At 38.2% G+C, this 24268-nt stretch carries 25 protein-coding genes and 3 pseudogenes; 3 read left to right on the forward strand and 25 right to left on the reverse strand.

Annotated elements, in window-relative coordinates:
• From PCY07_RS08475 to PCY07_RS08560, 18 genes and pseudogenes are all read right to left on the reverse strand, one after another.
• Window positions 1-580 (reverse strand): SPFH domain-containing protein (locus tag PCY07_RS08475; RefSeq protein ID WP_301556732.1); only part of this gene is annotated, 580 nt, incomplete at its 3' end.
• Window positions 581-716: 136 nt separating this feature from the next.
• Entirely contained in the window at window positions 717-1967 is a 1251-nt protein-coding gene (gene ilvA / locus PCY07_RS08480) for a threonine ammonia-lyase IlvA (RefSeq protein ID WP_003015520.1), read from the reverse strand.
• Window positions 1968-2038: 71 nt separating this feature from the next.
• Window positions 2039-3061, reverse strand: coding sequence for a ketol-acid reductoisomerase (gene ilvC, locus PCY07_RS08485; protein WP_003010246.1), 1023 nt, complete (start codon window positions 3059-3061; stop codon window positions 2039-2041).
• A gap of 68 nt (window positions 3062-3129) precedes the next feature.
• Window positions 3130-3606 carry an acetolactate synthase small subunit gene (gene ilvN / locus PCY07_RS08490; RefSeq protein ID WP_023919316.1) on the reverse strand — a complete coding sequence of 159 codons (477 nt, stop codon included), beginning with the start codon at window positions 3604-3606 and terminating at the stop codon, window positions 3130-3132.
• A complete protein-coding gene (locus PCY07_RS08495; RefSeq protein WP_301355012.1) occupies window positions 3599-5299 on the reverse strand; it encodes an acetolactate synthase large subunit in 1701 nt (566 codons plus the stop codon). The genes ilvN and PCY07_RS08495 overlap by 8 nt, the downstream gene beginning before the upstream one ends.
• Before the next feature lie 187 nt (window positions 5300-5486).
• Window positions 5487-6086 (reverse strand): response regulator transcription factor, encoded by a 600-nt coding sequence (locus tag PCY07_RS08500; protein ID WP_013904695.1) that lies wholly within the window; start codon window positions 6084-6086, stop codon window positions 5487-5489.
• Window position 6087: 1 nt separating this feature from the next.
• Entirely contained in the window at window positions 6088-7185 is a 1098-nt protein-coding gene (locus tag PCY07_RS08505; protein WP_301355011.1) for a sensor histidine kinase, read from the reverse strand.
• On the reverse strand, window positions 7182-7922 hold the full coding sequence (locus tag PCY07_RS08510; RefSeq protein WP_301355010.1) for an ABC transporter permease: 741 nt from the start codon (window positions 7920-7922) through the stop codon (window positions 7182-7184). Before PCY07_RS08510 ends, PCY07_RS08505 begins: the two co-directional genes overlap by 4 nt.
• Window positions 7891-8808: an ABC transporter ATP-binding protein gene (locus PCY07_RS08515; RefSeq protein WP_301355009.1), complete on the reverse strand. Its 918-nt coding sequence runs from the start codon at window positions 8806-8808 to the stop codon at window positions 7891-7893. Before PCY07_RS08515 ends, PCY07_RS08510 begins: the two co-directional genes overlap by 32 nt.
• Before the next feature lie 72 nt (window positions 8809-8880).
• Entirely contained in the window at window positions 8881-9072 is a 192-nt protein-coding gene (locus PCY07_RS08520; protein WP_061591342.1) for a hypothetical protein, read from the reverse strand.
• 136 nt (window positions 9073-9208) lie between these two features.
• On the reverse strand, window positions 9209-9763 hold the full coding sequence (locus tag PCY07_RS08525) for an SP0191 family lipoprotein (RefSeq protein WP_195190098.1): 555 nt from the start codon (window positions 9761-9763) through the stop codon (window positions 9209-9211).
• Window positions 9764-10046: 283 nt separating this feature from the next.
• On the reverse strand, window positions 10047-11711 hold the full coding sequence (locus PCY07_RS08530; RefSeq protein WP_013904691.1) for a DAK2 domain-containing protein: 1665 nt from the start codon (window positions 11709-11711) through the stop codon (window positions 10047-10049).
• 2 nt (window positions 11712-11713) lie between these two features.
• Entirely contained in the window at window positions 11714-12079 is a 366-nt protein-coding gene (locus tag PCY07_RS08535) for an Asp23/Gls24 family envelope stress response protein (RefSeq protein ID WP_003004393.1), read from the reverse strand.
• Between the two features lie 142 nt (window positions 12080-12221).
• A complete protein-coding gene (gene rpmB / locus PCY07_RS08540; RefSeq protein ID WP_001140948.1) occupies window positions 12222-12410 on the reverse strand; it encodes a 50S ribosomal protein L28 in 189 nt (62 codons plus the stop codon).
• 118 nt (window positions 12411-12528) lie between these two features.
• Complete coding sequence (locus PCY07_RS08545) at window positions 12529-13224, reverse strand: hypothetical protein (protein WP_301355008.1); 696 nt, start codon at window positions 13222-13224, stop codon at window positions 12529-12531.
• 4 nt (window positions 13225-13228) lie between these two features.
• Complete coding sequence (locus tag PCY07_RS08550) at window positions 13229-13675, reverse strand: LytTR family DNA-binding domain-containing protein (protein WP_003004160.1); 447 nt, start codon at window positions 13673-13675, stop codon at window positions 13229-13231.
• A gap of 300 nt (window positions 13676-13975) precedes the next feature.
• Complete coding sequence (locus PCY07_RS08555; RefSeq protein WP_041826524.1) at window positions 13976-14287, reverse strand: hypothetical protein; 312 nt, start codon at window positions 14285-14287, stop codon at window positions 13976-13978.
• A gap of 527 nt (window positions 14288-14814) precedes the next feature.
• A pseudogene (locus tag PCY07_RS08560) lies at window positions 14815-15315 on the reverse strand (hypothetical protein).
• A gap of 136 nt (window positions 15316-15451) precedes the next feature.
• Here PCY07_RS08560 and PCY07_RS08565 point away from each other — a divergent pair.
• Both PCY07_RS08565 and PCY07_RS08570 read left to right on the forward strand, forming a co-directional pair.
• A complete protein-coding gene (locus tag PCY07_RS08565; protein ID WP_014713950.1) occupies window positions 15452-15640 on the forward strand; it encodes a hypothetical protein in 189 nt (62 codons plus the stop codon).
• A complete protein-coding gene (locus PCY07_RS08570; protein WP_049518566.1) occupies window positions 15633-16244 on the forward strand; it encodes a Fic family protein in 612 nt (203 codons plus the stop codon). The genes PCY07_RS08565 and PCY07_RS08570 overlap by 8 nt, the downstream gene beginning before the upstream one ends.
• A gap of 180 nt (window positions 16245-16424) precedes the next feature.
• Here the strand turns inward: PCY07_RS08570 and PCY07_RS08575 are convergent, their stop codons facing one another.
• Together PCY07_RS08575 and PCY07_RS08580 are read right to left on the reverse strand one after the other, a co-directional pair.
• A complete protein-coding gene (locus PCY07_RS08575; RefSeq protein ID WP_070659551.1) occupies window positions 16425-17180 on the reverse strand; it encodes an SDR family oxidoreductase in 756 nt (251 codons plus the stop codon).
• Window positions 17181-17193: 13 nt separating this feature from the next.
• Window positions 17194-17442: pseudogene (locus PCY07_RS08580) on the reverse strand (acetyl-CoA C-acyltransferase); the annotation flags it as partial.
• 119 nt (window positions 17443-17561) lie between these two features.
• Here PCY07_RS08580 and PCY07_RS08585 point away from each other — a divergent pair.
• Complete coding sequence (locus PCY07_RS08585; protein ID WP_070659547.1) at window positions 17562-17924, forward strand: MerR family transcriptional regulator; 363 nt, start codon at window positions 17562-17564, stop codon at window positions 17922-17924.
• Between the two features lie 275 nt (window positions 17925-18199).
• On the opposite strand, the gene PCY07_RS08590 is transcribed toward PCY07_RS08585, so the two are convergent.
• The 5 genes and pseudogenes from PCY07_RS08590 to pezA form a co-directional block, all read right to left on the reverse strand.
• The gene (locus PCY07_RS08590; protein WP_070659545.1) at window positions 18200-18790 is read right to left on the reverse strand and encodes a hypothetical protein; all 591 of its coding nucleotides are present in this window, start codon (window positions 18788-18790) and stop codon (window positions 18200-18202) included.
• A 43-nt stretch (window positions 18791-18833) separates the two neighbouring features.
• Window positions 18834-20759, reverse strand: coding sequence for an ATP-dependent helicase (locus tag PCY07_RS08595; protein WP_301355007.1), 1926 nt, complete (start codon window positions 20757-20759; stop codon window positions 18834-18836).
• Window positions 20741-22780: pseudogene (locus tag PCY07_RS08600) on the reverse strand (ATP-dependent endonuclease). The gene PCY07_RS08595 and the pseudogene PCY07_RS08600 overlap by 19 nt, the downstream one beginning before the upstream one ends.
• A complete protein-coding gene (gene pezT / locus PCY07_RS08605) occupies window positions 22770-23555 on the reverse strand; it encodes a type II toxin-antitoxin system toxin PezT (protein WP_301355006.1) in 786 nt (261 codons plus the stop codon). Before pezT ends, PCY07_RS08600 begins: the two are co-directional and overlap by 11 nt.
• Complete coding sequence (gene pezA, locus PCY07_RS08610) at window positions 23555-24031, reverse strand: type II toxin-antitoxin system antitoxin PezA (protein ID WP_301355005.1); 477 nt, start codon at window positions 24029-24031, stop codon at window positions 23555-23557. The genes pezT and pezA overlap by 1 nt, the downstream gene beginning before the upstream one ends.
• Window positions 24032-24268: the final 237 nt, after the last annotated feature.

Raw genomic sequence — 24268 nt, forward strand, 5'->3', positions numbered from 1 at the left:
CCAACTCCTGAGCTGCCACGCGTTTTCTTTGCGCTGCATTGATCTCATTCATGGATTGTTTCACTTCAGCATCTGGCTCAACTTTGGTAATCAAGGTTTTAACAATAATATATCCATAAGTTGACATTTCTTCTGCTACTTGTTTTTGAACTTCAAGGGCGATTTCATCTTTTTTCTCAAATAATTCATCCAAGGTCAACTTAGGCACAGAAGAACGAAGAGCATCTTCAATGTATGATTTAATCTGTGATTCTGGACGCATGAGTTTGTAGTAGGCATCCTTTACGTTGCTTTCGTTCACTCGGTATTGCGTCGCCACATTCATGGTAACGAACACGTTATCCTGAGTTTTTGTTTCAACCACGATCTCACTCTGCAAGACGCGCAATTGAACTCGTGCAGCAATTTTATCGATGCCAAAAGGCGCTCGCATATGAATGCCACTATCGCTAATTTTTTGATAGCGACCAAAACGTTCGATGATGGCAACGGATTGTTGCTTGACCACATAAAGTGAGCTAATCACAATTCCACCTATGACCAACAGTAAGAACAATAGAAATAAAAAGAATACAGACATAAAAGTATCCCTCCTTGTAATTTATGCATATCATATCACAAGTCCTAACAAAAAAGCAATATATTCCATAAAAATATATTGCTTAATTTGATAAAAACCATCCACTGTATAGAAATACGATGTTGCTATACTATTCTCAGACCAGCATATTATAGAGAGTTTCATTTCCGTTCAAGTTAATGAAAGACGGATCAAAACGCTCAATACGATTGACCAAACCTGCATAGTCATGCTTATTGGCCAAAGTAACCCCAATCAAGACAGGGCCTGTTCCCTTACTAGCACGCTTGATGTATTCAAAACGTGTGATATCATCGTTTGGCCCTAAGATATCATTTACAAATTCTCGAAGGGCCCCTGGACGTTGTGGGAAGTTGACGATAAAGTAGTGTTTGACCCCATCGTAGATCAAAGCCCTCTCTTCCATTTCAGGCATGCGGTTAATATCATTATTCCCACCTGAGATAATACAACAAATGGTTTTCCCCTTGATGTATTCGCGCAAGATTTCAAGGGATGCCACACTGGCAGCTCCCGCTGGTTCAGCTACGATCCCTTGTTTAGAATAAAGATCAATCAAGGTCTCTGAAATCAAGCCTTCATCGACTCCAACAAGAGTTTCCACATGCTGGCGGGTTACTTCATAAGTCAATTGGCCCACCTTTTGCACGGCAATCCCATCTGCAAACTTATCGATTTCTGGTAATTTGACTGGACCACCTGCTTCAAAAGCAGCCTTCATGGAGCGTGCTCCTTCAGCCTCTACTCCAATGACCTCAATCCGAGGATCCGTTTCTTTGATGTAGGTAGAAACACCTGAAATGAGGCCTCCTCCACCAACAGGAACGAGGACAGCATCAAAGGCAATCGATTCTTTTCGAGCTTCCTCAAGAATTTCATAGGCCACTGTTCCTTGGCCAGCCTGTACATGTGGATCATCAAACGGGTCAATAAAGGTCCGCTTTTCTGCGAGAGTAAATTCTTGGGCAGCCTTAGCTGACGCGTCAAAGGTATCCCCCACCAACTTGATTGTTACATAATCCCCACCAAAGAATCGGACTTGGCCGATCTTTTGTTGAGGTGTTGTAATCGGCATGAAGATGGTCGCTGGAATCTTCATTTCATTACAAGTATAAGCAACCCCTTGCGCATGGTTTCCCGCAGAAGCACACACTACCCCACGCTCACGCTCTTCTTTTGAGAGTTGAGAAATTGCAAAATACGCTCCACGAATCTTGAACGAACGAACACGTTGGGCGTTTTCTTTTTTCAAATATATCTTTGCCCCATATTTTTCAGATAAATAGTGGTCGTATTCAAGGGGCGTATTAACAACGACTCCTCTTAATATTTTATGGGCCTTAGCCACATCTTTTGCTGTTATCATTTCATACCTCTTGTGTATTGATCAAAAAAGCAAGCCAGGGTGTCCCAACTTGCTTAGTCTTCTACAGACAATTAGTTGTAGATTTTGAAGGCGTCATCGTCGTTTTGACCAACGAATGGCATCGCTTTACGCAATTCAGCACCAACTTTTTCAATTTCAAGGTTAGCAGCTTGTTCACGGTAAGCAGTTAATTTTGGACGTCCAGCTTTGTAGTCGTTAACAAAGTCGTTAGCGAAGTTACCATTTTGAATGTCAGCAAGAACAGCTTTCATATTTTCTTTCACTTGTTCAGTGATTACACGTGGGCCTGATACATAGTCACCGTATTCAGCAGTGTTAGAGATTGATTGACGCATTTTCTTGAAGCCACCTTCGTAGATCAAGTCCACAATCAATTTCATTTCGTGAAGAACTTCAAAGTATGCCAATTCTGGAGCATAACCGGCTTCAGTCAATACTTCAAAACCAGCTTCGATAAGGGCAGTCAAACCACCACAAAGTACAGCTTGTTCTCCGAACAAATCTTCTTCCGTTTCTTCTTTGTAGGTTGTTTCAAGAAGACCAACGCGTGCCGCACCAACACCTTTACACCAGTCCATAGCGATATCTTTCGCATTACCTGTAGCATCTTGATAGACTGCGTAAAGTGCTGGTACACCAAATCCTTCAGTATAAGTACGACGAACCAAGTGACCTGGTCCTTTCGGTGCACACATAAAGACATCGACATCCGCTGGAACTTTGATGAATTCAAAGTGGATATTGAATCCGTGTGCAAAACCAACAGCATTACCCGCTTCAAGATTTGGCGCAATTTCTGTTTCGTACAATTCTTGTTGGATTTCATCCGGAGCCAAAATCATGATCACGTCTGCCAATTTAGTCGCTTCTGCTACTGTATAGGTATCAAAACCATCTTCTTTTGCTTTATCGAATGATTTACCTGGACGTACACCGATGATGACATCATGACCTGAGTCACGCAAATTTTGTGCATGCGCATGTCCTTGTGAACCATAACCGATCACAGCAATTTTCTTACCGTTTAATGCTGCAACTTTAACGTCTTTTTCGTATTCCATTTGAACTGCCATAAGTAAAATCTCTTTTCTATTTTATTATTTGCCTTTTTAAGGCGGAGTTAACAATGTTAAGGTGAGAATTAATCTCGAGTAAATCCAGTTGCACCGGTGCGGGCGATGTTTTTAATCCCATACGGACGAATAACCCGAATAAGGGCTTCGCTCTTTTCTGCATTTCCCGTCATTTGAACGGTGATAGAGCTTGGAGCCACATCGACCACGGTCGCACGGAAAGGTTGGATAATGGCCAATATTTCTGCCCGCTTCTCAGCTGGTGCAGAAACTTTCACCAAGATCACTTCACGCTCCAAGTGTGGTTTATCTGTGATATCACGAATGCGAATCACATCAATCTGGCGGTTGAGCTGTTTGATGATTTGCTCTACTTCATCATGCGAAGCAACATCAATGATAATGGTAATCCTCGATACATTAGGGTTTTCTGTTGCTCCAACAGAGATACTTTCGATATTGACCTGACGTCTCGACAAGACTCCAGTAAAGCGGTTCAGAACACCTGAGCGGTTTTGAAGTTTGGCTGTTAACATTCTACGCATTAAACTTCACCCCCAACATCTCATGATTACTCTTACCAGCTGGTACCATCGGTAAAACATGCTCTTTCCGAGAAATGTCTACTTCGATGAACATTGGTACATCTTCTGTGATGACTTCCAAATCCTTCTCAAGAGTTTCAGGATTATCAAATTTATAATTCTTGATCCCGTAGGCTTGCGCCATCAATTGGAAATCCGGAAGGCTATCAAAGACTGACTCTGACGTCCGACCATCATAGAAGGCTTCTTGCCATTGGCGGACCATTCCAAGCGAGTGGTTGTTGAGCATAACGACCTTGATCGGAACCTTATAAATATTTAAGATCGCCAATTCTTGGTTGGTCATTTGGAAACCACCATCTCCGACAAAGAGAACAACTTCTTTATCTGGATTGGCAATTTTCGCTCCGATAGCTGCAGGAACACCGAATCCCATCGTTCCTAGACCACCAGATGTCACCAATTGTCGCTCATTTTGGTAAGGATAGTATTGAGCTGCCCACATTTGGTGTTGTCCAACGTCTGTGACGACAATAGCGTCCCCCATGTTCAACTCTCCGATGCGTTCAATCACAGCTTGTGGCTGCACAACCCGCTCCTTCTTGTCATATGAACGAACTCGGTTCTTATCTTGGGTCACCTTTTCGATCCATTTTTCTGTGTTGTTATGAACCGTCGGCTCTGCTAGCAACTGCTGCAAGGCTTTCTTTGCATCGCCAACCACAGGAATGTCGACAGCAATGATCTTCCCAATCTCTGCAGGATCAATGTCGATATGGGCAACCTTAGCATTTTTAGCGAAAGTCTTTGGATTACCTGTCAAACGGTCGTCAAATCGACAACCAACACTGATCATGAAATCCGTCTCTGTCATAGCGATATTGGCCGCGAAGGATCCGTGCATTCCTCCCATCCCTAGGAAAAGAGGATGACTGGTCGCAATCGTTCCTTGACCTAAAAGACTGGTCACTACTGGAATCTGATAGCGCTCTGCTAGAGCAATCAACTCTTTTGCAGCTCCAGCGTAACTCACTCCACCACCAGCAAGAAGAACTGGTTTTTTAGCCTTACTCAATTGCTTCAAAATCTTTTTGATCTGCAATTCATTGGGTTCAATGGTAGGCTGGTAGCTTGGAAGCTTCACACTTGGTTCATAGATAAAATCTGTCTCTAAAGCAGACACATCCTTTGGAAGGTCAATCACCACCGGACCAGGACGGCCGGTCGTCGCGATATGGACAGCTTCGGTGATGATTCGTGGAATATCTGCCGTCTCACGTACTTGATAGTTGTACTTGGTGATGGGCATGGTAATTCCCACAATATCCGCTTCTTGGAAGGCGTCTTTCCCGATCCCAGCACGATTGACTTGACCAGTGAAAACTAGTAGAGGAACGCTATCGCTCATGGCATCTGCAATCCCTGTAATGGCATTGGTCGCCCCCGGTCCACTAGTGACGACTGCGACACCCAGCTTTCCAGTTGATTTAGCGTAGCCTTCAGCCTCATGCAAGCATCCTTGTTCATGACGACCCAAGATATGCTGGATACCCTCAAAGCTATAGATGGCATCGTATAAAGGCAAAACCGCTCCACCAGGATAACCAAAAATCGTGTCAATGCCCAAATCACGCAGGGTTTCAAGAACGAGCTCTGAACCGGTTTTCGCAGTTTCTAAGGTAATTTTCTCCATGTCTCTCCTTTCCAGTACTTTGTATATCAAATTAGCATGCTACTATCATACCATTTTTAGAAAATATTTCAAGGAAAAATAGTAAATTTTCTGAATTTTCTATCCAAATCCGAATAATGAGAGTCTTTCAAGAATTGCTAAGTCTATCACAAAAAAGTCTCTAGGAAATCCTAGAAACTTTTCTTCCTTATAACCAACCCTTTTCTTGGGCGATCTTTGCTGCCTCCGTCCGATTTTCCGCATCCAACTTGGTCAAAATAGCCGACATATAATTGCGGATGGTTCCGTTTGAAAGAAATAAGCGATCGGCAATTTCTTGGTTAGAAGCCCCTTTAGCGACTTCTTTTAAAACCGCCTTTTCTTGAGGACTTAGAGGATTGGGATGGGTCAAGATCCCTTCCATTAATTCAGGCGAATATTCTTTTTGCCCTGCTAAAACTGCATGAAGAGTCGCCATCAAATCTGTGATGCGGCGTTCTTTTAAGACATAGGCATCTACTCCAGCCTTGAGAGCCCGCTCAAAATAGCCCGGTCGCTTAAAGGTGGTAACGATTACGACCTTGAGCTGGGGTTGTTGACTTTTAGCCCATTCCAACACTTCTAACCCTGTTTTGATGGGCATTTCGATATCTAAAATCGCAATATCGACTGGATGTGTTCCGAGTAAACGAATGGCCTCTTGTCCATCGCCAGCCTGCAAGACATCTTCCACATCCTCTTGCAGGAGCAAGAGCTGGCAGAGAGCATCGCGCAACATACTTTGGTCTTCAGCAACTAATAAGCGCATCTTATTTCCTTTCTTGATAGGGGATCCGTATTTCTATCCGGGTCGGCTTGTGTTGATGACTGATCTCCAGCTCTCCTCCCAACAAGGCAATCCGTTCGCGAATCGAGTGCAGGTCTTTATCGGAGACTGTGGCAAAGCCGATGCCATTATCTTCTGCGACCATTTCCACACCTGTCTCGGTGGAGCGATAAGAGAGAAGAGCTTGCGTCGCTTTGGCATGTTTGATCATATTGGTAGCTAATTCCAGAGATACCATAGCCAGAGCAGATTCTAGGATCGGCGAGATGCTAGCAGTATCAAGCTCGTTCTGAATCTCCACTTTGATTTGAGCTACTTCCAGCATTTGCTTGACGGTTTCTAGCTCTCTTGCCAGGGTTCGCTGCTTCAAGTTCTCGACAATCTCTCGGACTTGGTGCATGGACTCTTGACTGATGGCTTGAATCTCTTGCACCTGTTCCTGGGCCTTCTCAACCTGACCCAATGCTAAGAATTGATCAGCTAGGTCCGCCTTGACACTGAGCATGGCAAAGGTGTGTCCTAGACTGTCATGCAGATCACGGCCAATCCGATGGCGCTCGTTTTCTGCCAGCAAGAGATTGATCTGGGCGTTTTGTTTGGCATGGTCAGCTTTCAACTCTTCCATCATCTCCATCCGAACCATACTAAAGGTCATAACCGCGATAAACAAAGAGACGATCAGGACAAAAAGCCAATCATTTTCTCTCATCTCCCTATTAAATAATAGGGCTCCAAAAAGGATCAGTAGTGATCCAACAGCCGTCCAAAGAAAGGGCGAGCGAAAATCGCGAATCCCAAAACGATAGATCAAAATATTGCTCAGATAATAGTAAAACCAACAAAAGCTAGTTCCAACAAAAAAGGTATTTCCTGCAATATACAGCAGAAGATAAATCCAAAAAAGCCAGGTCAGTTTCTTATTTTCAGTAACGAGGATTCCTAGATAGCTTATCATAAAGAAGATGGCTAAAAAGAAATGCCACCAGGGAATCTGCCCAAAGATAATAGAAGCAAAGGGAAAGGCCATAAAGATTAAGCCTACGTAAAACATATGGTGAATATGTTTGAGTTTTTCAATCATGAACGAACCTCAGAATGACGACGATAGACGATAACAAGGACAAATAAGACCAGGGTAAACAAGGTTAAATAGGCACTCGCAAAGACATTAACCTGCCCCTTGTTTAAAAAGGTCTTAATCAGTTCCATCAATTGATAGGTTGGCAAGCATTTGCCGATGGCTTGCATCCATTCTGGAAAGAGACTAATCGGCATCCATAGTCCACCCATGACAGCCAGTCCCATGTAAAGGAGATTACCTACAACAGACATCAATTGACTAGAAGGAAGCAGGGTCAAGACCAGACCGAGAGCCACAAACGCTAGGCTTCCTAGGATGAGAATAAAGGCCGACAAGACCCAATCCTGTAGGGACATATTCACATGCCGCACCACATGGCCCACGGTAAAGACAACTCCAATCGATAGGAGAAAATCGACAAAGAGACCCACAACCTTTATTAGATAATATTCTACCATAGATACGGGGGTATGGCGCAAGACTTTTTGCCAATTATTGAGTCGATCGGTTTCAAGAACGGTTGGAAAAGAAAAGATAGCCGTAGACATCATGGAAAAAGCCGTCATGGAGAGGAGATAATCCCTCATAAAGTGAGCGGGGGCCCCTGGCGTGTCCTGGTACATCCCTGAAAAGAAGAGATAAAAGGCCGTGGGCATCCCAATTGATAACAAGTAATAAATAGCTTGGCGACTGGTCAAATGCCACTCAACCACGCCGAGAGCTTTCATGCGTTTCATCTTCTCTACCTACTTCCTTTGTATTTTCAAAAATAGAATCCAATAAACTTCGATTGGTTACTTCGATTTCTTGGATCGAACATCCTTCTTCTTGTAATCGAGTCCACAAACTATTGGCATCCCGTGTCACAACCTGAAGGGCATCGGGTTTAATGACCACTTCACCAATACCTTCCATCTCTGCCACTAGAGCTTGGTAGCGTAGAGGTAGGGTGAAATGTTTTTCTACCTCTTCGCTTCTCATAGCGAGAGGTGTCGTATCCCGAAGCAAATGGCCCTGATGCAAGACCAGGATCCGATCAGCTGTATGTTCTACTTCCTCGATGTAATGGGAAGAATAGACAATGGTCACGCCTTGATCCTTTAAATGCCCGACGATCTCCCAAAAGCGTTGGCGAGTAGACGTATCCATTCCAGCAGTTGGCTCGTCCAAAAACAAAAGACTCGGACAACCAATCAAGGTCAACACAAAGGATAAGAGACGCTTTTGCCCACCAGACAGCTTACTGGCTAATTGCTTCTTTTGTTCTGGAGTAAAACGCAATAGATCATCAATTTCTTCCCCTGTTAAGGGGTTGGGATAAATAGAGCGAAAGAAGTTGATCAGTTCTTGCACGGTTAACTTTTGAACGATAGCATTCTCTTGAGGGAGATAGGACACACTAGCCTTTAATCGAGGATGACCAGGAGCCTTCCCTTCTACTTCAATGATTCCAGAAGTCACTTTCCTATCTCCCAGAAGACAGTTCATCAAGGTTGTTTTCCCAGCTCCGTTTGGCCCGATTAAGGCCAGACAATCCCCCCGTTCAACCACAAAAGAAAGATCTTCTAAAATGACTTTTCCTTTGATGCTTTTTTTCAAGTTCTCTACTCTAATGACGCTCATGATACTCTCCTTTCAAGCAGGCTTGGCTAGCTGGAATGATGACAAAAACAACCAAGGTCACTCCCGTTTTTTTCACTGCTCCATTTCCTTTTTAACATCCTTGATCATTTTCAATCCTTCTTGAACCGCCCAGCTCATGATGCCAATCCCAGCAAATAATTCCCAAGGGAAATGGTAATAGAGACTATCATCCTTTGAAAAGATCAAATAGACGACCATCCCCACCACTGTTAACGTAAACACTTTATAGAACCATTGTTTCATTTTTCCTTACCTCTTACTTTCTGACTATATTATAGCGAAAGAAAATAACAGCCACTAGATAATTTTGTCACTCGCTCACATGACAAAAGTCACTAAAAAAAAGCCAAGTGACTTCACTCGACTTTTTCTATTCTTCTTACTGGCCTTCTTCTTTCATGCCATGCAATTTCAAGGCCTTGACCAAGGCATCTGCCTTCATGTTTTTCAAATCATTGAGACCAGCATCTTTGAAGTAAGAAATTTCTTCTAGAGACTTGGCATCAATTTGGTTGAGGTCAATCACACTGGTTGAGAGCAATTTCTTTTCTGGTGTGACTGTGTATTCCAAGCTAAAACCAGGAACGGTTTTTAACTTCTTGTAGTCTTCATTTTGCTCCAACAAAGCTTGAATAGCTGCTGTGAGTTCTTCAGGTGACTTTTCTGCTGCAATGGTCCCAAGCTGTTGGGGCAGATCAGCCGTCACTTCGATGCGAAGATTTTCAACCTTATCTCCCTTAGACTTGATGATATCCCGGTGTTTTGTTCCATTGATATCTCCTACTAAGGTTGTGGTTTTTTCTTCATTTTTTACTTCATTTTTAACAGAGGAACTGCTAGATGAGCTAGCGGTTGTAGTTTTCTTCGTTTGGGATTGCGAACAACCAGTCAATACCAAAATGGCTAGCCCAAGGGTTACAAAAAATTTCTTCATTTTTATAACTCTCCTTTCACATACTGATACCAGTATAACATATCGCGTCTTTCTTGTCTAAAAACTCCACTGCTCAAACCATTTCTCCCTCTTTTCAAGCTCTTCAATTTGAATAAAAATCTGATGAATGTGAGACTTTTTGCAGAAACTCCTTTTTCTCACGAATAAAGCCTCAGTGGAGGGTTCGCTTTAGTCTCAATCCCTTTGAATCACACTGATTTCATAGGAATCTCCTCGTTTATCTATATACAAAAAAAGGTTCCGAAAGGAACCTTCTGTTCAATTATTCTACACTAAACAAGTATGGGTAGACCGGTTGGCCACCTTGGTGGATTTCCACTTCTACATCCTCATACTTCTCAGCAAGGGCTTGGGCCAATTCATTTGCCAACTCCTCACTGCCGTCTTCACCAACATAGATGGTCACAATTTCACTGTCTTCATCCAACATATGAGCGAATGTTTCTTCCAAGGTTTCCATCATATCTGGATTTGAAACAACGATTTTGCCATCGACCATTCCAAGATTATCATTTTCATGGATTTCAAGCCCATCAATAGTGGTATCGCGAACCGCTGTTGTCACACTACCAGACACAACATCGCCCAATGAAGCGCTCATGCGTTCGTAGTTCTCTTCGATCGATTTGCTTTCATCAAAGGCAAGAAGACTAGTCAATCCTTGAGGGATGGTCTTGGTCTCAACAACTGCTGCAGGTTGATCAATCACTTCTGCTGCAGATTGAGCAGCCATCAAGATATTTTTGTTGTTTGGCAAGATAATGATGTTGCGCGCATTCAACTCTTCAACAGCTTTGACAAAGTCTTCTGTTGACGGGTTCATGGTTTGACCACCAGAAATGATGTAATCCACCCCTTGCGCTTTAAAGATATCAGCCAATCCATCACCCGCAACGACTGCGATGATCGCATATTCTTTTTCTTCAACTGGTTTGGCTTGACGTTCTTCTTTTTCAACTTGCGCTTCGTGTTGGTTGCGCATGTTGTCAACTTTCACTTTCACCAAGCTTCCGTATTTAAGACCTTCTTGCATGACAAGACCTGGATCTTCTGTATGGACGTGAACTTTGACAATCTCATCGTCATTCACCACCAATAGGGAATCCCCAAGGTTGTTCAAATAGTTACGGAATTCATCGTAATCGAAGTCTTTGACATAAGTTGGACCTTGTTTCAAAGCGACCATGATTTCTGTACAGTAACCAAACTTGATGTCTTCAGTTGCGACATGGCCAGCGACTGACTTGTGGTGTTCTGCATTGATCATTTCTGACATGGTTGCAGGTGTTGCTTGGAACTCTTCAGAAGCGATGAATTCTCCTGTCAGGGCTGACAAGAACCCTTCATAGATGAAGACCAAACCTTGACCACCAGAGTCTACCACACCAACTTCTTTCAAGACCGGCAACATATCTGGAGTCTTCGCAAGAGCTGTTTTAGCCCCTTCAAGAGCTGCACGCATGACTTCTACTGCATCATTGGTAGATTCTGCTTTTTTCTTGGCACCGATGGCTGCCCCACGAGAAACCGTCAAAATGGTACCTTCAACCGGCTTCATAACGGCTTTATAAGCGACTTCTACACCAGACTGAAAGGCTGCTGCAAGTGCTGCTCCATCCAATTCTTCTTTGTCTTTGACACTTTGAGAAAATCCACGGAACAATTGAGAAGTGATGACTCCTGAGTTCCCACGCGCGCCCATCAATAGTCCTTTAGCGAAGATCCCTGCTGCTTCACCAACAGTTGAAGCAGAACGGTCAGATACTTCTTTGGCCCCATTTTCGATGGTCATTCCCATATTGGTTCCTGTGTCCCCGTCTGGTACAGGAAAGACGTTCAAAGAGTTTACATATTCCGCTTGTTTATTTAAGCGCGTAGCCCCCGCTTGAACCATTTCTTGAAATAAACTTGTAGTAATATTAGCCACGATTATTCTCCCACAATCTTGATATTTTGAATATAGACATTCACAGTATCCGTAGTGATTCCAAGTTGATTTTCCAAACTAAATTTCACACGTTCTTGAATATTTTTTGAGACTTCGCTAATTTTTGTTCCATAGCTCAAAACAGTGTAAACATCAACTGCGATAGTTCCTGCTTCCGTTGTTTTGACAACAACACCTTTAGAGAAGTTTTCTTTCCCTAGGAGGGCTTGGAAATTATCTTTGATCGCATTTTTGCTGGCCATTCCAACCACACCGAAGATCTCAGTAGCAGCACCGCCTACAACAGTTGCGATAACCTCATCAGTCAATTCAATTTGACCGTCCTTTGTATTGATTTTTACTGTCATAATTTCTACCTCAAAAGTATTTTATATTCTATTTTACCATAAAAGAGGTCAACTGTAAAAGGGTAGGGACTATTCTTCTCCCGCTGTGACAGCTGTCTCTAGAGAAAAAGAAAAGAACCTCTATGAGGTTCTATATTCTTTATTAAACGCGTTCTACTTTACCAGATTTCAATGCACGAGCTGAAGCCCAAACTTTTTTAGGTTTACCATCGATAAGGACAGTTACTTTTTGAAGGTTTGGTTTTACGGCACGTTTTGTTTGGTTCATAGCGTGTGAACGGTTGTTACCTGATACAGTCTTACGACCTGTGAAATAACATACTTTAGCCATTTCTGTGTTTCCTCCTATTAGATCTAATATAACGGATGTGCTAGCACCACATACCGTACTATATTACCAAAAAAAATCTCTCTTGGCAAGCTTTTGGACAAAGTTTTTCATTTCTGGCTTAAGAAAACGAATTCGTGCCTACATAGATAATTTCCAGATTTCCTAAGGAAACATCGCCCGTAATGTAGAAATCCTTGCTAGTGAGAGTACTTGGATTTTCCTGATGTTGGATCGCTGAAAGGGAATTATCCACATTAACATGGACGCGCCAATCACTTGGCACATAGAGGCTCAAACTTCCAAGGGAAACATCGACAACAAACTGAGCAGAAGGACCTTCGATGTGGCAATTGTCAAAATAAACCGATGCTTCTCCCATACTCACATCTGCACTTCCGTGGGTAAAGTGTTGGTCATTGAGATATTTTGTCACTGTGGAAAAAGTGACATCGATGTCATTGCCATCAGACTTACTCATGGACCCAGCAGAATAGGAAGCTAGGCGGGCTTTTGTTTTCTTAGAGGGTTTGAACAAGATGTTAAGTCCAATCACAGCGAGAATTGAAGAAAGGATGACAACTGAATTTGACACCGGAAGGAAATGGTATTGCCCATTGAGACAAAAGAGAGCTAAAAGTCCATAGATGAAGCCCCAACCAAAATGGCGTTTCAAGAAACTAGAGAGGGACAGGACTGCAAGCAAGGTGACCCAAGCTAAGGTCCAGATGCTGATATCCCATTTTACAAAATAGCCTTGTAAGAGGAGTAAGGCTGCTAATAAGATTAAGAATACTCCGATTAATTTTTTTCTCATGATATTACCTCATTTCATTTAGTCGTTCTTTTAAGAGTTGATAGTAGCGTCTAGATACGTGGACCTGCTTATGGGTCTGGTAGAAATTGACCGTGCTGGTCCCTGAAAAAGACTTTTCCAGAGAGTAGATCTGCTTTGCGTTGACAATGGTGGATTTGGAAATCCGACAAAAGGCGATGGGAAGCAGCTCCTCCAACTCATAGAGCTTCTGCTTGACCTCATAGGCCTCATCCTTGGTGTGTCCAAAAATCTTCTCCCCATCCGTCTCAAAAAAGAGGATCGATGCTACATCTAGAAAATACTCACTTCGGTCCTTGTAGAAGGCTAATGGAGCGACTTTTTGTTCTAGGATTCTCTCTTGCAGCTGGGTCAACTCCGGGGTCAAGCGCGGGGCTCGAATCAAGATCTCAGGTTCATCCATTGATGGATCCAATTCGATTCTAACTTTCATAAAACTCCTTTCCCAACGTTTTGATAGTACCATTATAACAGCTGTTGAAAACAAAACAAGGGCTTTTCAGTAAGTGGCACATTTTGCCCATCAAGAGGTAGTTTTTGAGAAGTAAAAGAGAGAGTGGGACAGAAATCGGTAATTCGTTAGAATTCGATTTCGTCGTCCCACCTCCGCATAGTTGAGTAGGGCTGTAAAAGCTGATGAAATCAGCGTAGTAGAGCCCACTCAACCACTGCGTCTTGCTCGACAATCCAAAGACAATTGAGAGGCTAGGACTTTTGTCCCAGTCTCTTTACTTTATTTGTTGCTATTCTTATCCGGCAAAAGAAAACTAAGACCCACGCAAGTAAGGACACCCGCTGTGATCACTAAGCCATTTGAAACCGGCAAGAGATCGTAGATCGCGTTTGCGATCATCAACGCGATCAAAGCGCAGATAACACTTGCCTTGTAGTCCTGTTTCATCAGATTTTCAAGAGTGAAGAAGGCAAATAAGAGAACGGGGAATAAAGGCCAGATATTCACATCGATCTTTGGAAAGCCAACCATTCCCATTGTGACAACCGCAAGAGCTGCCAGAATAAATCCAAGTCCAAGTAATTTTTTCATCATCATATACCTCTTTTTCATTAATTGGAAGTATTGCTTCCTTTGATGATTCTATGATAGCAGAAAGCCCATATTGGAGACAAGGACTTTTGACTAAGCGGTCAAAAATGGCGCCTATGCGGTCAAAAAAAGAGCGAGACAGAACGAATCGGTTATCACCATCATTCGTCGTCTCGCTCCTTCAAAGCCGTTTCTTCCTATGCCGATTGCAAGCATTCTAATTGTTTTAACGAGCTACAATCAACAATAATATACCGAATTTAAAGGTAATTTAACTAAATGAGATTTCATATACAAATAGAATAAAATTCAATTTGGTACAAATAAAAACTTTGCGTATGACCTGGTTGGAAACATTTCTATTTGAATAAGTTTCAAGATGTGCTTAATATCAATGTTTCCCCATGTTTTTAAGAAAGAAATATTTCATCTAATTTGAATAACTTTCAATTGAATGGTGTGAATTTTACCCTAAAAATAAACGAATTGAGCTAGATTTTACCAAAAAGTTCACACCATTGGTTCAATTATTTTTTGTTACGTACATTTTTCTTAGATGATAGACTTCCTAATTTATTTCTTATAGCATTTGAGCAAACCTCCGTTAAAGGTTCTCCTATCGCCTCCTTGTAATTAAATCCTAATAATTACATAGTCTTTAAAGTATCCTTATTAAGTAAAGCAACCAATTGTTTCATTGAATCTTCTTTCCCATCTTCAACATTGGTAAATGAAGATAGAAGAGAAATAACCCGTTCTAAAGTGTTGTGCAAATACTCGATATCTTTATCGTCAATATGTACTTTTTCATATTCTTCTTTATATGCCTGAGCAATTCTAATTGCCTGTTCTCGTTCCGAAAGTAACTCATTTACAATTTCATCATAAGTATTTCGTAATTTATCGGCGTTACGTTCTTCCTTTAATGATTGAATTTTACTATTCACTAGTGTTGTTGTTCCCTTAAATGTTAGAGTTCCCAACTCAATCCCTGCTTTTACTAAAGCTTCTGTAATATATGGCTCCATGCTATACCTCTGTTATTTCTTTTTATAATAAAATTATTTTATCATAAATTCATACTTTAATAACAGTCTCTATCCTTTAGGTGAAAATACCGATTTTATGGTATAATAAGGATAACTCTATACAAGGAGGTGTGCCATGACTCTTGATGTAAATAAAGAAGAATTAACAATTTTAGGGATTCCCTTTGATAACTTTTCAGATTTTGATACTGTCTGGTATGCTATTGGGTCATCAATGATTGAAAATTATGAACCTACTGTTCAAGATGTGATTGACTTAAAAACTTATGTTATCAACAGACGAAAGGAATTGAATATTGGTTAAAAATCAATACGAAGGCTATGAGTACATTGACCCCAATCACCAATATACCTATCCAAATTCTACAGTCTTAATCAACAAACAAAATATTACAAATATTGAAGAAGCCTACCGGAATGAGCATTTATTCGTTACTAGAAGGCTTGCAGACTTGCGCTTGAAAACCATAGAAGTCTACTCCATTAGTGATATTTTAGCCATTCATAAATATTTATTTCAAGATGTCTATGCTTGGGCGGGACAATTTCGCAAGGTGAATATCTCAAAAAATGGGAATCCTTTTATGTCAATACAATCTTTCAGTACTGCCCAAGCATATATAAACCGCCTTATTCATACCTATTATCAAACTGCTAATTCAAAAGATGAGATTATTAAACAATTAGCAAAAATTCTTGATAATCTTAATTATTTCCATCCCTTTCGAGAAGGGAATGGACGAACTCAACGAGAAGTCATTCGTTCCTTAGCATTATCAAAAGGATACTCTGCACAAATACGCGTGGAACAAGATGATGAAGTTTACAATCTTTATATGGATGGGACAGTCTATGGGGACTTAGGAAAGTTAGAAGAACTACTTGGTAAAATACTGGAAAAATTGTAAATTAATCTACAAAAACACTTGTATATTTTTTAAATATCCTAAATATCACAGAAAATTATAACTTACTCAAAACTTAAATACAAAAAGCTTCTGAAATCTAACGTTTCAGAAGCTTTCTTCTTATCATAAAACGACTGCAACTATTAATCGATACCACATTATCTATATTTATTAAAATAATTAATGTTTAAGTAGTGGTCCGCTAAGATGAAATTCAAAATTTGTAACATCAACTAAACCAACAACTTTGTCACTTTGATATAATTCCATCAAAAATTGTGCCATCTCTTCACTTGTGTGATATTTAGCAAAATGCTCATCATAATCATATTCTTTAGAATCTGTAGCAACTTGACCGAATTCCGTTTTTGTGGCAGCTGGAGCTAAAACCTTAGCTTTTAATTGATGTTGATTTGCCTCTAGTTCCAATGCCAAGCCTTCTGTAAAAGCACTGACATAAAATTTACTTGCACAGTATGTAACTGCATTTGGAACCATCATGTATCCGCCTCTAGATGATAAGTTAATCAATTGAGCGCCTTTACAATCTTTATAATCTCTCACATATAGAGTTGATAGAATTGTTAAAGCTTCAATGTTTAGATGGATTAATGTTATTATCTTTTCTAAATCTTGAGATTCAACCTTATCATAATTTCCAAAACCAGCATTATTTATTAGAGTAGTAATGTGATATTTTTTCAAGCTTTCATAAAGAGCAAAAACATTACTGGACTTCGATAAATCAACAACTTTAATAACAACATCTAAATCCGGATAATGGTTCAAAATCTCTTGCTTCAATTCTTCTAGTCGTTCTTGACGCCGAGCAATTAAAATAAGATTCGTTCCTAATTTTGCAAATTGTCTTGCTGTCTCCGCTCCTATACCAGCACTGGCTCCAGTAATACAAGTATAATTCTTCGTTTGTTCCATACTATTTTCTCCTTTACAGATTGCTATTTGCATTTTTTATAAGAGTCGCTGCTCCCATTCCGCCACCGATACACAAAGAAGCGATTCCATAATTTCCTTTATTTTCAATCAACTCATAAATTAGAGTAGCCAGTATTCTGCTTCCTGAAGCTCCAACTGGATGCCCTAAAGCAATGGCACCACTCTTAGGATTAACCTTATCCATATCATTGATTCCCAATTGTCTTATGCAAGCTATTGATTGTGCAGCAAATGCTTCATTTTCCTTTGATACTATGTATTTTACATAGTAAAGTGCACTTTATGTCAAGAGAAAACTGAAATTTTTTTGATTTTTTTAAAAATTATGCTAAAATAATAAAAAATAAAGGGGGGAATATTATGGCTCACTATTCTATTGGAGAATTTGCTAAAAAAACTGGACTTCCTATTCCCACACTTCGATACTATGAGCAAGAAAAATTGATTTACTCACACAGAGAAGAAAATAATCGTAGATACTATGATGACTCTGATATAGCGTGGACTCAATTCATTATTAGATTAAAAAAGACGGGAATGTCTATTAAAAATATGCAAGAATACGCTGACCTAAGATATAAAGGAGACTCCACAATTCCTCAACGACTTAGACTACTATTTTTTCAACTTGATGAACTTCATAAGCAACAAACTGAAATTAACCAACATATTGATTTTCTTGAAAAGAAAATTAAAACTTATTTAGGTATTAATCCTAATTAGCACCATTATTATTTTCTTTATCTAAAAAAGGGATTGACAATAAAATTTCAATCCCTTTTTGAACATCTCGCATTTGAATGAATTTCAATATATGCTTAATATCAATGTTTCCCCACATTTTAAGAAAGAAATATTTCATCTAATTTGAATAACTTTCAATTGAATGGTGTGAATTTTACCCTAAAAATACACAAATTGAGCTATATTTTACCAAAAGTTCACACCATTTGAATTGTTATTGTTTTGTACATTTGATATACGGAGTGCATTATAAATTATCGCAAATATTTCTCAATATACTCTATGAAGACAAAAGGTTCTATATCCTTGGAACGGAGACCTTTAGATAGAGCATGACATTGTTTTGCTGTACCTTTTCCTGGTCGATGGTAAAATGTTCTAATCCCTTGAAGGAATATTCCTAAACGCGAATGACGTTCCGAAGGCATCATCTCATCTAAATATCTGTCAACAGCTAAAGCGAATATGTTCCCGTAATACCTATCATCGTCAAACCTTGTTCTAGTCATATAATCTTGAATGTCATAAAGCATGGATTTCATATTTCGATAATTGGGTGCTCCCACCAATGCTCGACTAGCTCTTTTTATACCATCAACATAACTATAAGCATCGTTTAATGCACCAAAATCCCAAAACCTTTTAGAATCAAAATACTTATACTCTATGTCTAGTTGTGATTTTAATATTCTTAAAATGGACAGTGCTGTTCTGTCATCTTTATTTTTTATTGCCGCATAAGCTTCTTCGACTCCAGTATTATAAAAATCAATATGTTGATTGATTTCATAGCCTAAAATTCCTGTAATATCAAATTCAAGTAAATCATTTTCCAATGTAATCATAATTGCTCCTTCAACATTAAGTTCAACAATTGTTAAAGTTTATTTACTCATCAACTAATGACAGAACATTAACAATATCACTCTGTTCAAAATAATCTTTAGCTTTTTCAACAATCTGTTGATCATTACTTGGCATATAAACAATTAAATTTTTCATTGCTCTAGTGATTGTAACATAAAATAGTTTCTTAGTTCTGTTTTGAACATTCTCATTAGCTGAACCTTTGCCAAATAGAGAATTAAAATTATATTGACTCCATCTTCCATTATCTAACAAAACTAAGACATTCTCATATTCACTGCCTTTAACCTTATGCTGAGTTATAACAGATACATATTCTCTAAGATAAGCGATACTATTTACATATTCTTGAAATGGTAATATCTTAAGTCGTGACCATAAATAATATCCCCTATTTTCAATAAAATTAGTAAATAGGTCATCCTTTGAAATTAATTCATTTTCCTCTGCAAGCTCTATAACTTTTCCAACTGTTATATCATCATCTGAGATTTCTGTCATAACTTTAGATAGACTAATTTTATCTTTTGTCGAAGTTACTTTAAATTTCGTAATACGTAAAAATTCATTATGCTTACCTATTTTATATAGTTCTAATAGTTCATAGATTAAATCTAATCTTTTAAGAATCCTATCTCTATCTGTACCTGCCTCATACCTACTACTTAAACCATTAAATTTATAAGCCAATAAGGAATCTTTATTAACTTTACTCTTACTAATCACTTCTTCAAACGAAAACGTCTTAATTTCATCGTAAATAGCTAAAAGGTCTGGGGTAGATTTGACAACATCAATTATTAATGGACCACCCCTTCTAACAACTATTTGAGCTTCTTCTACTAATTCTTCAAAAGATTCTCCTTTATCAACTATCTCACTTGCATTAATTTTTTTCTTCATATCTGTAATTAATTTCACAAGCAAATCAGAATTATATAATTCAAATAGTCTAGAAAATCCTGCCATTTCCGCATTAAGTTTGTGTGTTAATCGCAACTCCTTTGTTTTCTGTGGTATATCAAACTCTAAGTCCTTAAATAGTTTGCTATTTCTAAGATCTTCAAGATGATTAATTCCATCGCCATAGATGAATTTCACCGATCCTTGAATTACATTACCATTATTCATGTTCGGAGCAGCTACATCACTTGAAGGAACCTGAACTAATCCATCACTTCTAAATTTATTCGCTAAATTAATAACTTTTTGTGGATTACGTCTATTTTGATTTTTTTGTATTTTTTCAAGGCCATAGGAATCTATGTTTCCCACGCCTGAGTCATAGATAGACTGCATTGAATCTCCAAAAAAACCAACAATATTATCTCTAGTACTCTTTTTGAGATGCTCTAACAAAATTTTTACAACTAAGGGACTCGTATCTTGATACTCGTCAACAAAAATATAGTTTGCAGTATCCTTTAAAATATCACTCAACTTCTTATATTTAGAAAACATTTTTTCAGCAACTATAAGAATATGGTCATGACTTATTTGAACTTTATTTTGCTCAGTTATGCTCATAGAATACCATTCAGTATATTCAACACGAACACCATCAAAGTAATCAAGCGAAATAAGTTCCTCACCTAATACTTCCTTTGGAGCAACAAATAAGATTTGTGCATCATCATTTATTAACTCAACAAGACATTCTTTAATCTCTTTTTGGAAATTTTCAATGACATGCCATATAAAATCGTGAATTGTTGAAACCCGTAAATTATCATTAATGATTCTAGCTCTAATCTCTGCAACAGCATTGTTAGTATAAGTGATGCATACAATCGATTTTTTTGGTTCTTCCATAGATATTTTTTCAATAATGGAAATTAATGAATAAGTTTTCCCACTCCCAGCACCACCCTCAAGAATAAAATTTTGACCTTGTTTTATTACTTCAAGTACTTTTTCTACCTCTGGTTCTACTGTTCTCTCAACCATAATAATCCCTCCGAAATATAGTTAGGTACTTTCCAAGTATTTTCTTCACCTTCAAAATATAATAAACTTGATGCAAATGCAGATTTTTTGTTTACTTTATCCCTAGCAAATTTATAGAAATCTTCTATTTCACTATCATCAAAGTCTTTTAAAGCTTCAAATTGAATAAAACCAGCTTTTTGATTAATAATGAATTGTTTATTTAAACTGATAAAAGCATCCTCAAAACTAGCAGGCTGATAACTATTTTCATCTTCGGGAATTTGATATGCAATACGAATTCTATCATCTGATGTTATTTTTTCTGCAGAACTCTTTTGGGCTACTATTGAAAAAACTTCATCTCCAGAAATATCAAAAAAACTTTTAATTGAAGTATTTGTCGTAGAGGTAGCATCTACTGCTGAGCAAGAAGTCAAGCGATTTTTTTCATTTTTATTTGCTGGATCAATATCCGTAATTATCAATACTTTTATTCCTAAAAAATCAAATAACTTCCTAAACACTTGTGAATGGGCACCTGTTTCAATGATTGAAATATTTTGAGAAAGCAATGGCATTGTATTAGAAGCTTGATTTATTGGATTGGTTGTATCTACCTTTTGCATCATCGTAGGAATTAAAATCCTTTCTGTATCACCTTCAACACAAATGACTTTATCAGCAAAAAATAATTCACTACTATTGAGAGTAAGGTACTGCTTTACAAATTTATATCCTAGTTGTTCATCACCATATTCTTCTTTCAATGAATTAAAAGCCTTTGATACTGCTGTACCGTTATCACGTTTAAAATAAATTAGATCATCAAAGTTACAATCAGAAACTATATGAGAGGAATGAGTTGTAATTAAAGTTTGAATACAACTAAAATCTCCACTTTCTTTTAGTTCATCATTGTGTTCCTTTAGCAAATCTTTAATATTCTTGATAAAAATATACTGTAATTGTGGATGTGTATGTGATTCTGGTTCTTCAATATATATTAGGTTAATATCAGCAGGTTAGTTTTTTATATCTGCCATTAAAGTTTCAATTTCAAAAATGATTCCATATAAATTTAAATATCCCAAACCATTATATGTTTCAGGTAATAGACTATCGTCATGCTTATAATACAGTGTCGTATTATTACTTAAAATATCTTTCTCAGACAGTGATGAATGAATTGCTAACTCTGATTCACTATCATTTCCACCAAATCTTTTGACGCGTTCAAAGACTGAAGTAAAAATTCCTTCGACGCTATCATCACCACTATATGCTCTGGTTAAAGTTTCATCTGCCTTTAAAATAGCAGATTGCAGTAAATTATTTGCTTTACTGTTAATTTCTTCGCCATTATTTAATTTATAAAATCGATTTGATGTCTTAGATAATGAATGGTTATTTTCTTTATTAGATACTTCTCGACTAGCACTAATCCCTCTTACTTTAATAATTTTATGAACATCTTTCATTTCATGTAAATCAGACTTTTCTTCTGTCATTTCTTGAGTAATGGGATTATATCCACGTGAATAAATCTGTATTTCGAAAAATTTATTCAGATTTTTCTTCATAAATGATTCAAATTTTGAAAAATCATCTGCAAAATCACAAGTCAAACTACTTATCTCGCGAAGCTTTTGAGTAGGAATTATATACGAAAATTCAAGAATAATAAAATTATTTTCGGGATTTAAATCCATCATAAATCCTTGGATATTTTGATAAGAATCTAATTCTGAGTATTGAATCCAAATTTGAAGATTAATCCCTAAAATAGACGATAATTCCGAATCAGGAATATCAGAGACTCTCTTTATATCCTCAAAGATTTCCCTCCTATGATTTAAGTTAATATCTTCCCATACCAAATTGCGATTGGAATTTTTATTGAATATTTTTTCTAACACAGATAAAACCGAAGTCTTGCCACAATTATTTTTACCCACAATTAAGGATAAATCATTTTTCAACTCTAAAGAAAAATCGTTTAATAAACGATAATGTTGAATATAGATTTTTTTAATTTCCATCAATCATATCTTTTTTCATTTCCATTAATTCTCTCAATCGTTCCTGTCCCAACTTCAACATCTCTTCCTCCACCTTACTCCATTTTCCAAATAGGCATTTGTGTAGAACTTCTGCTGCTGAGGTTTCGTCTACTTGCGAATCATAAACACACGATTGATCTCTTTGATAAATTTGAATTTGATTAAAAATCTTGTCATTTTCTAACTCCCGTAAGTTATCAACTAAATGTTCTACAATTCCATCATGGTGTGCTTTAGAAGTTGCTCTAGCTTGACTAGGATTTATAGTATAAAGCTCTTCGTAACGTATCAAGGTGCTAAGGTAGGACAACTCTGGCTTGGTCGCAATCAGTGCAAGTGAGACTTGATATCCTCTAGTTGCCAATAATTGGGCCGTTTTTCGGGGAACTTCTGTTGTTCTCAAGGTACCCTCGATTAATAAATGATAACCTGTTTTACTCAACTCATCTACAAGATATTCAACCATTTGTCCCGCGAATACTTTGGTATAATCCACACTATCTTTGCCATACTTTTCCTGTAGGCCAAGGTAGTTCGGATGAAAAGAGCGATAACTATCCCCATCAATGATAATGATATTACCTTGAAATTCCCTTTGTTTAATACGATGAATCGTTGTTTTCCCAGCACCACTCTGTCCACCGAGCAAAATAGCCTTAGGATGAGATGAGGTTGTTTTTCCACGAGTTAAAGAACGAACGAGTCGTTTGGAGGCTTGTTCAAAATTATCTTGACTAAATTCTTCTAGCTTCATTAAGCCACCACCAGATGACTAGCTTGTTCTAGCATACGTTCAATACCATCCAAATAGCCATTAAATCGCTCAATATCCTCAAAAGTTGAAACAAGATAAATCCTCGTGTTAATCAAATCAGACAAATCATCGCTCATTAGAACCCAAGGATTCGAAGTATTATCAAATGCAATTCCTTGTTCATCTTGAAAACGATAAAGTTGCGCTAAGATATTCGCCCCTCGTTCTTTAATCACTTCAATTTTCAGAGTTAACTGATAATCTTCTACTGGTGTGAGCATTTTTTCCTCTCCTACGATATCGATATAGGAAACATTAAATTTCTTGCAGATACGATCTATTAATTCTGTCGAAACTGAACTTGTCCCATTTTCATAACGACTCAGACTATTTCGAGAGATACCAACAATCTTTGCGAACTCAGGCTGAGTTAGGTTATGTGCCTTGCGTAACGTTTTAATATTTTCTCCGATCATGAGGGTCCTCCTTAAATTATTTCCTATTATAGCACAAAAAAGAGATATGCACCATTTTTGGTGCGTCCAAAAAAACAGACAAACCTTATTAGCGATGTTAACATCTAAAATTTAGATATTGAAGACTACATAATGAAAACTCTGAAAAGCACTGATATCCTGCTATTTCCCATAGTTTTTAAATTTTTAAGCAAATCAAAAAAAGACATCCAAGAGAAAATTCCTGAATGTCTGTAA

It is taken from the genome of Streptococcus sp. SP1, assembly GCF_030440005.1.
In the GTDB taxonomy this organism is placed as follows: Bacteria; Bacillota; Bacilli; order Lactobacillales; family Streptococcaceae; genus Streptococcus; species Streptococcus parasanguinis.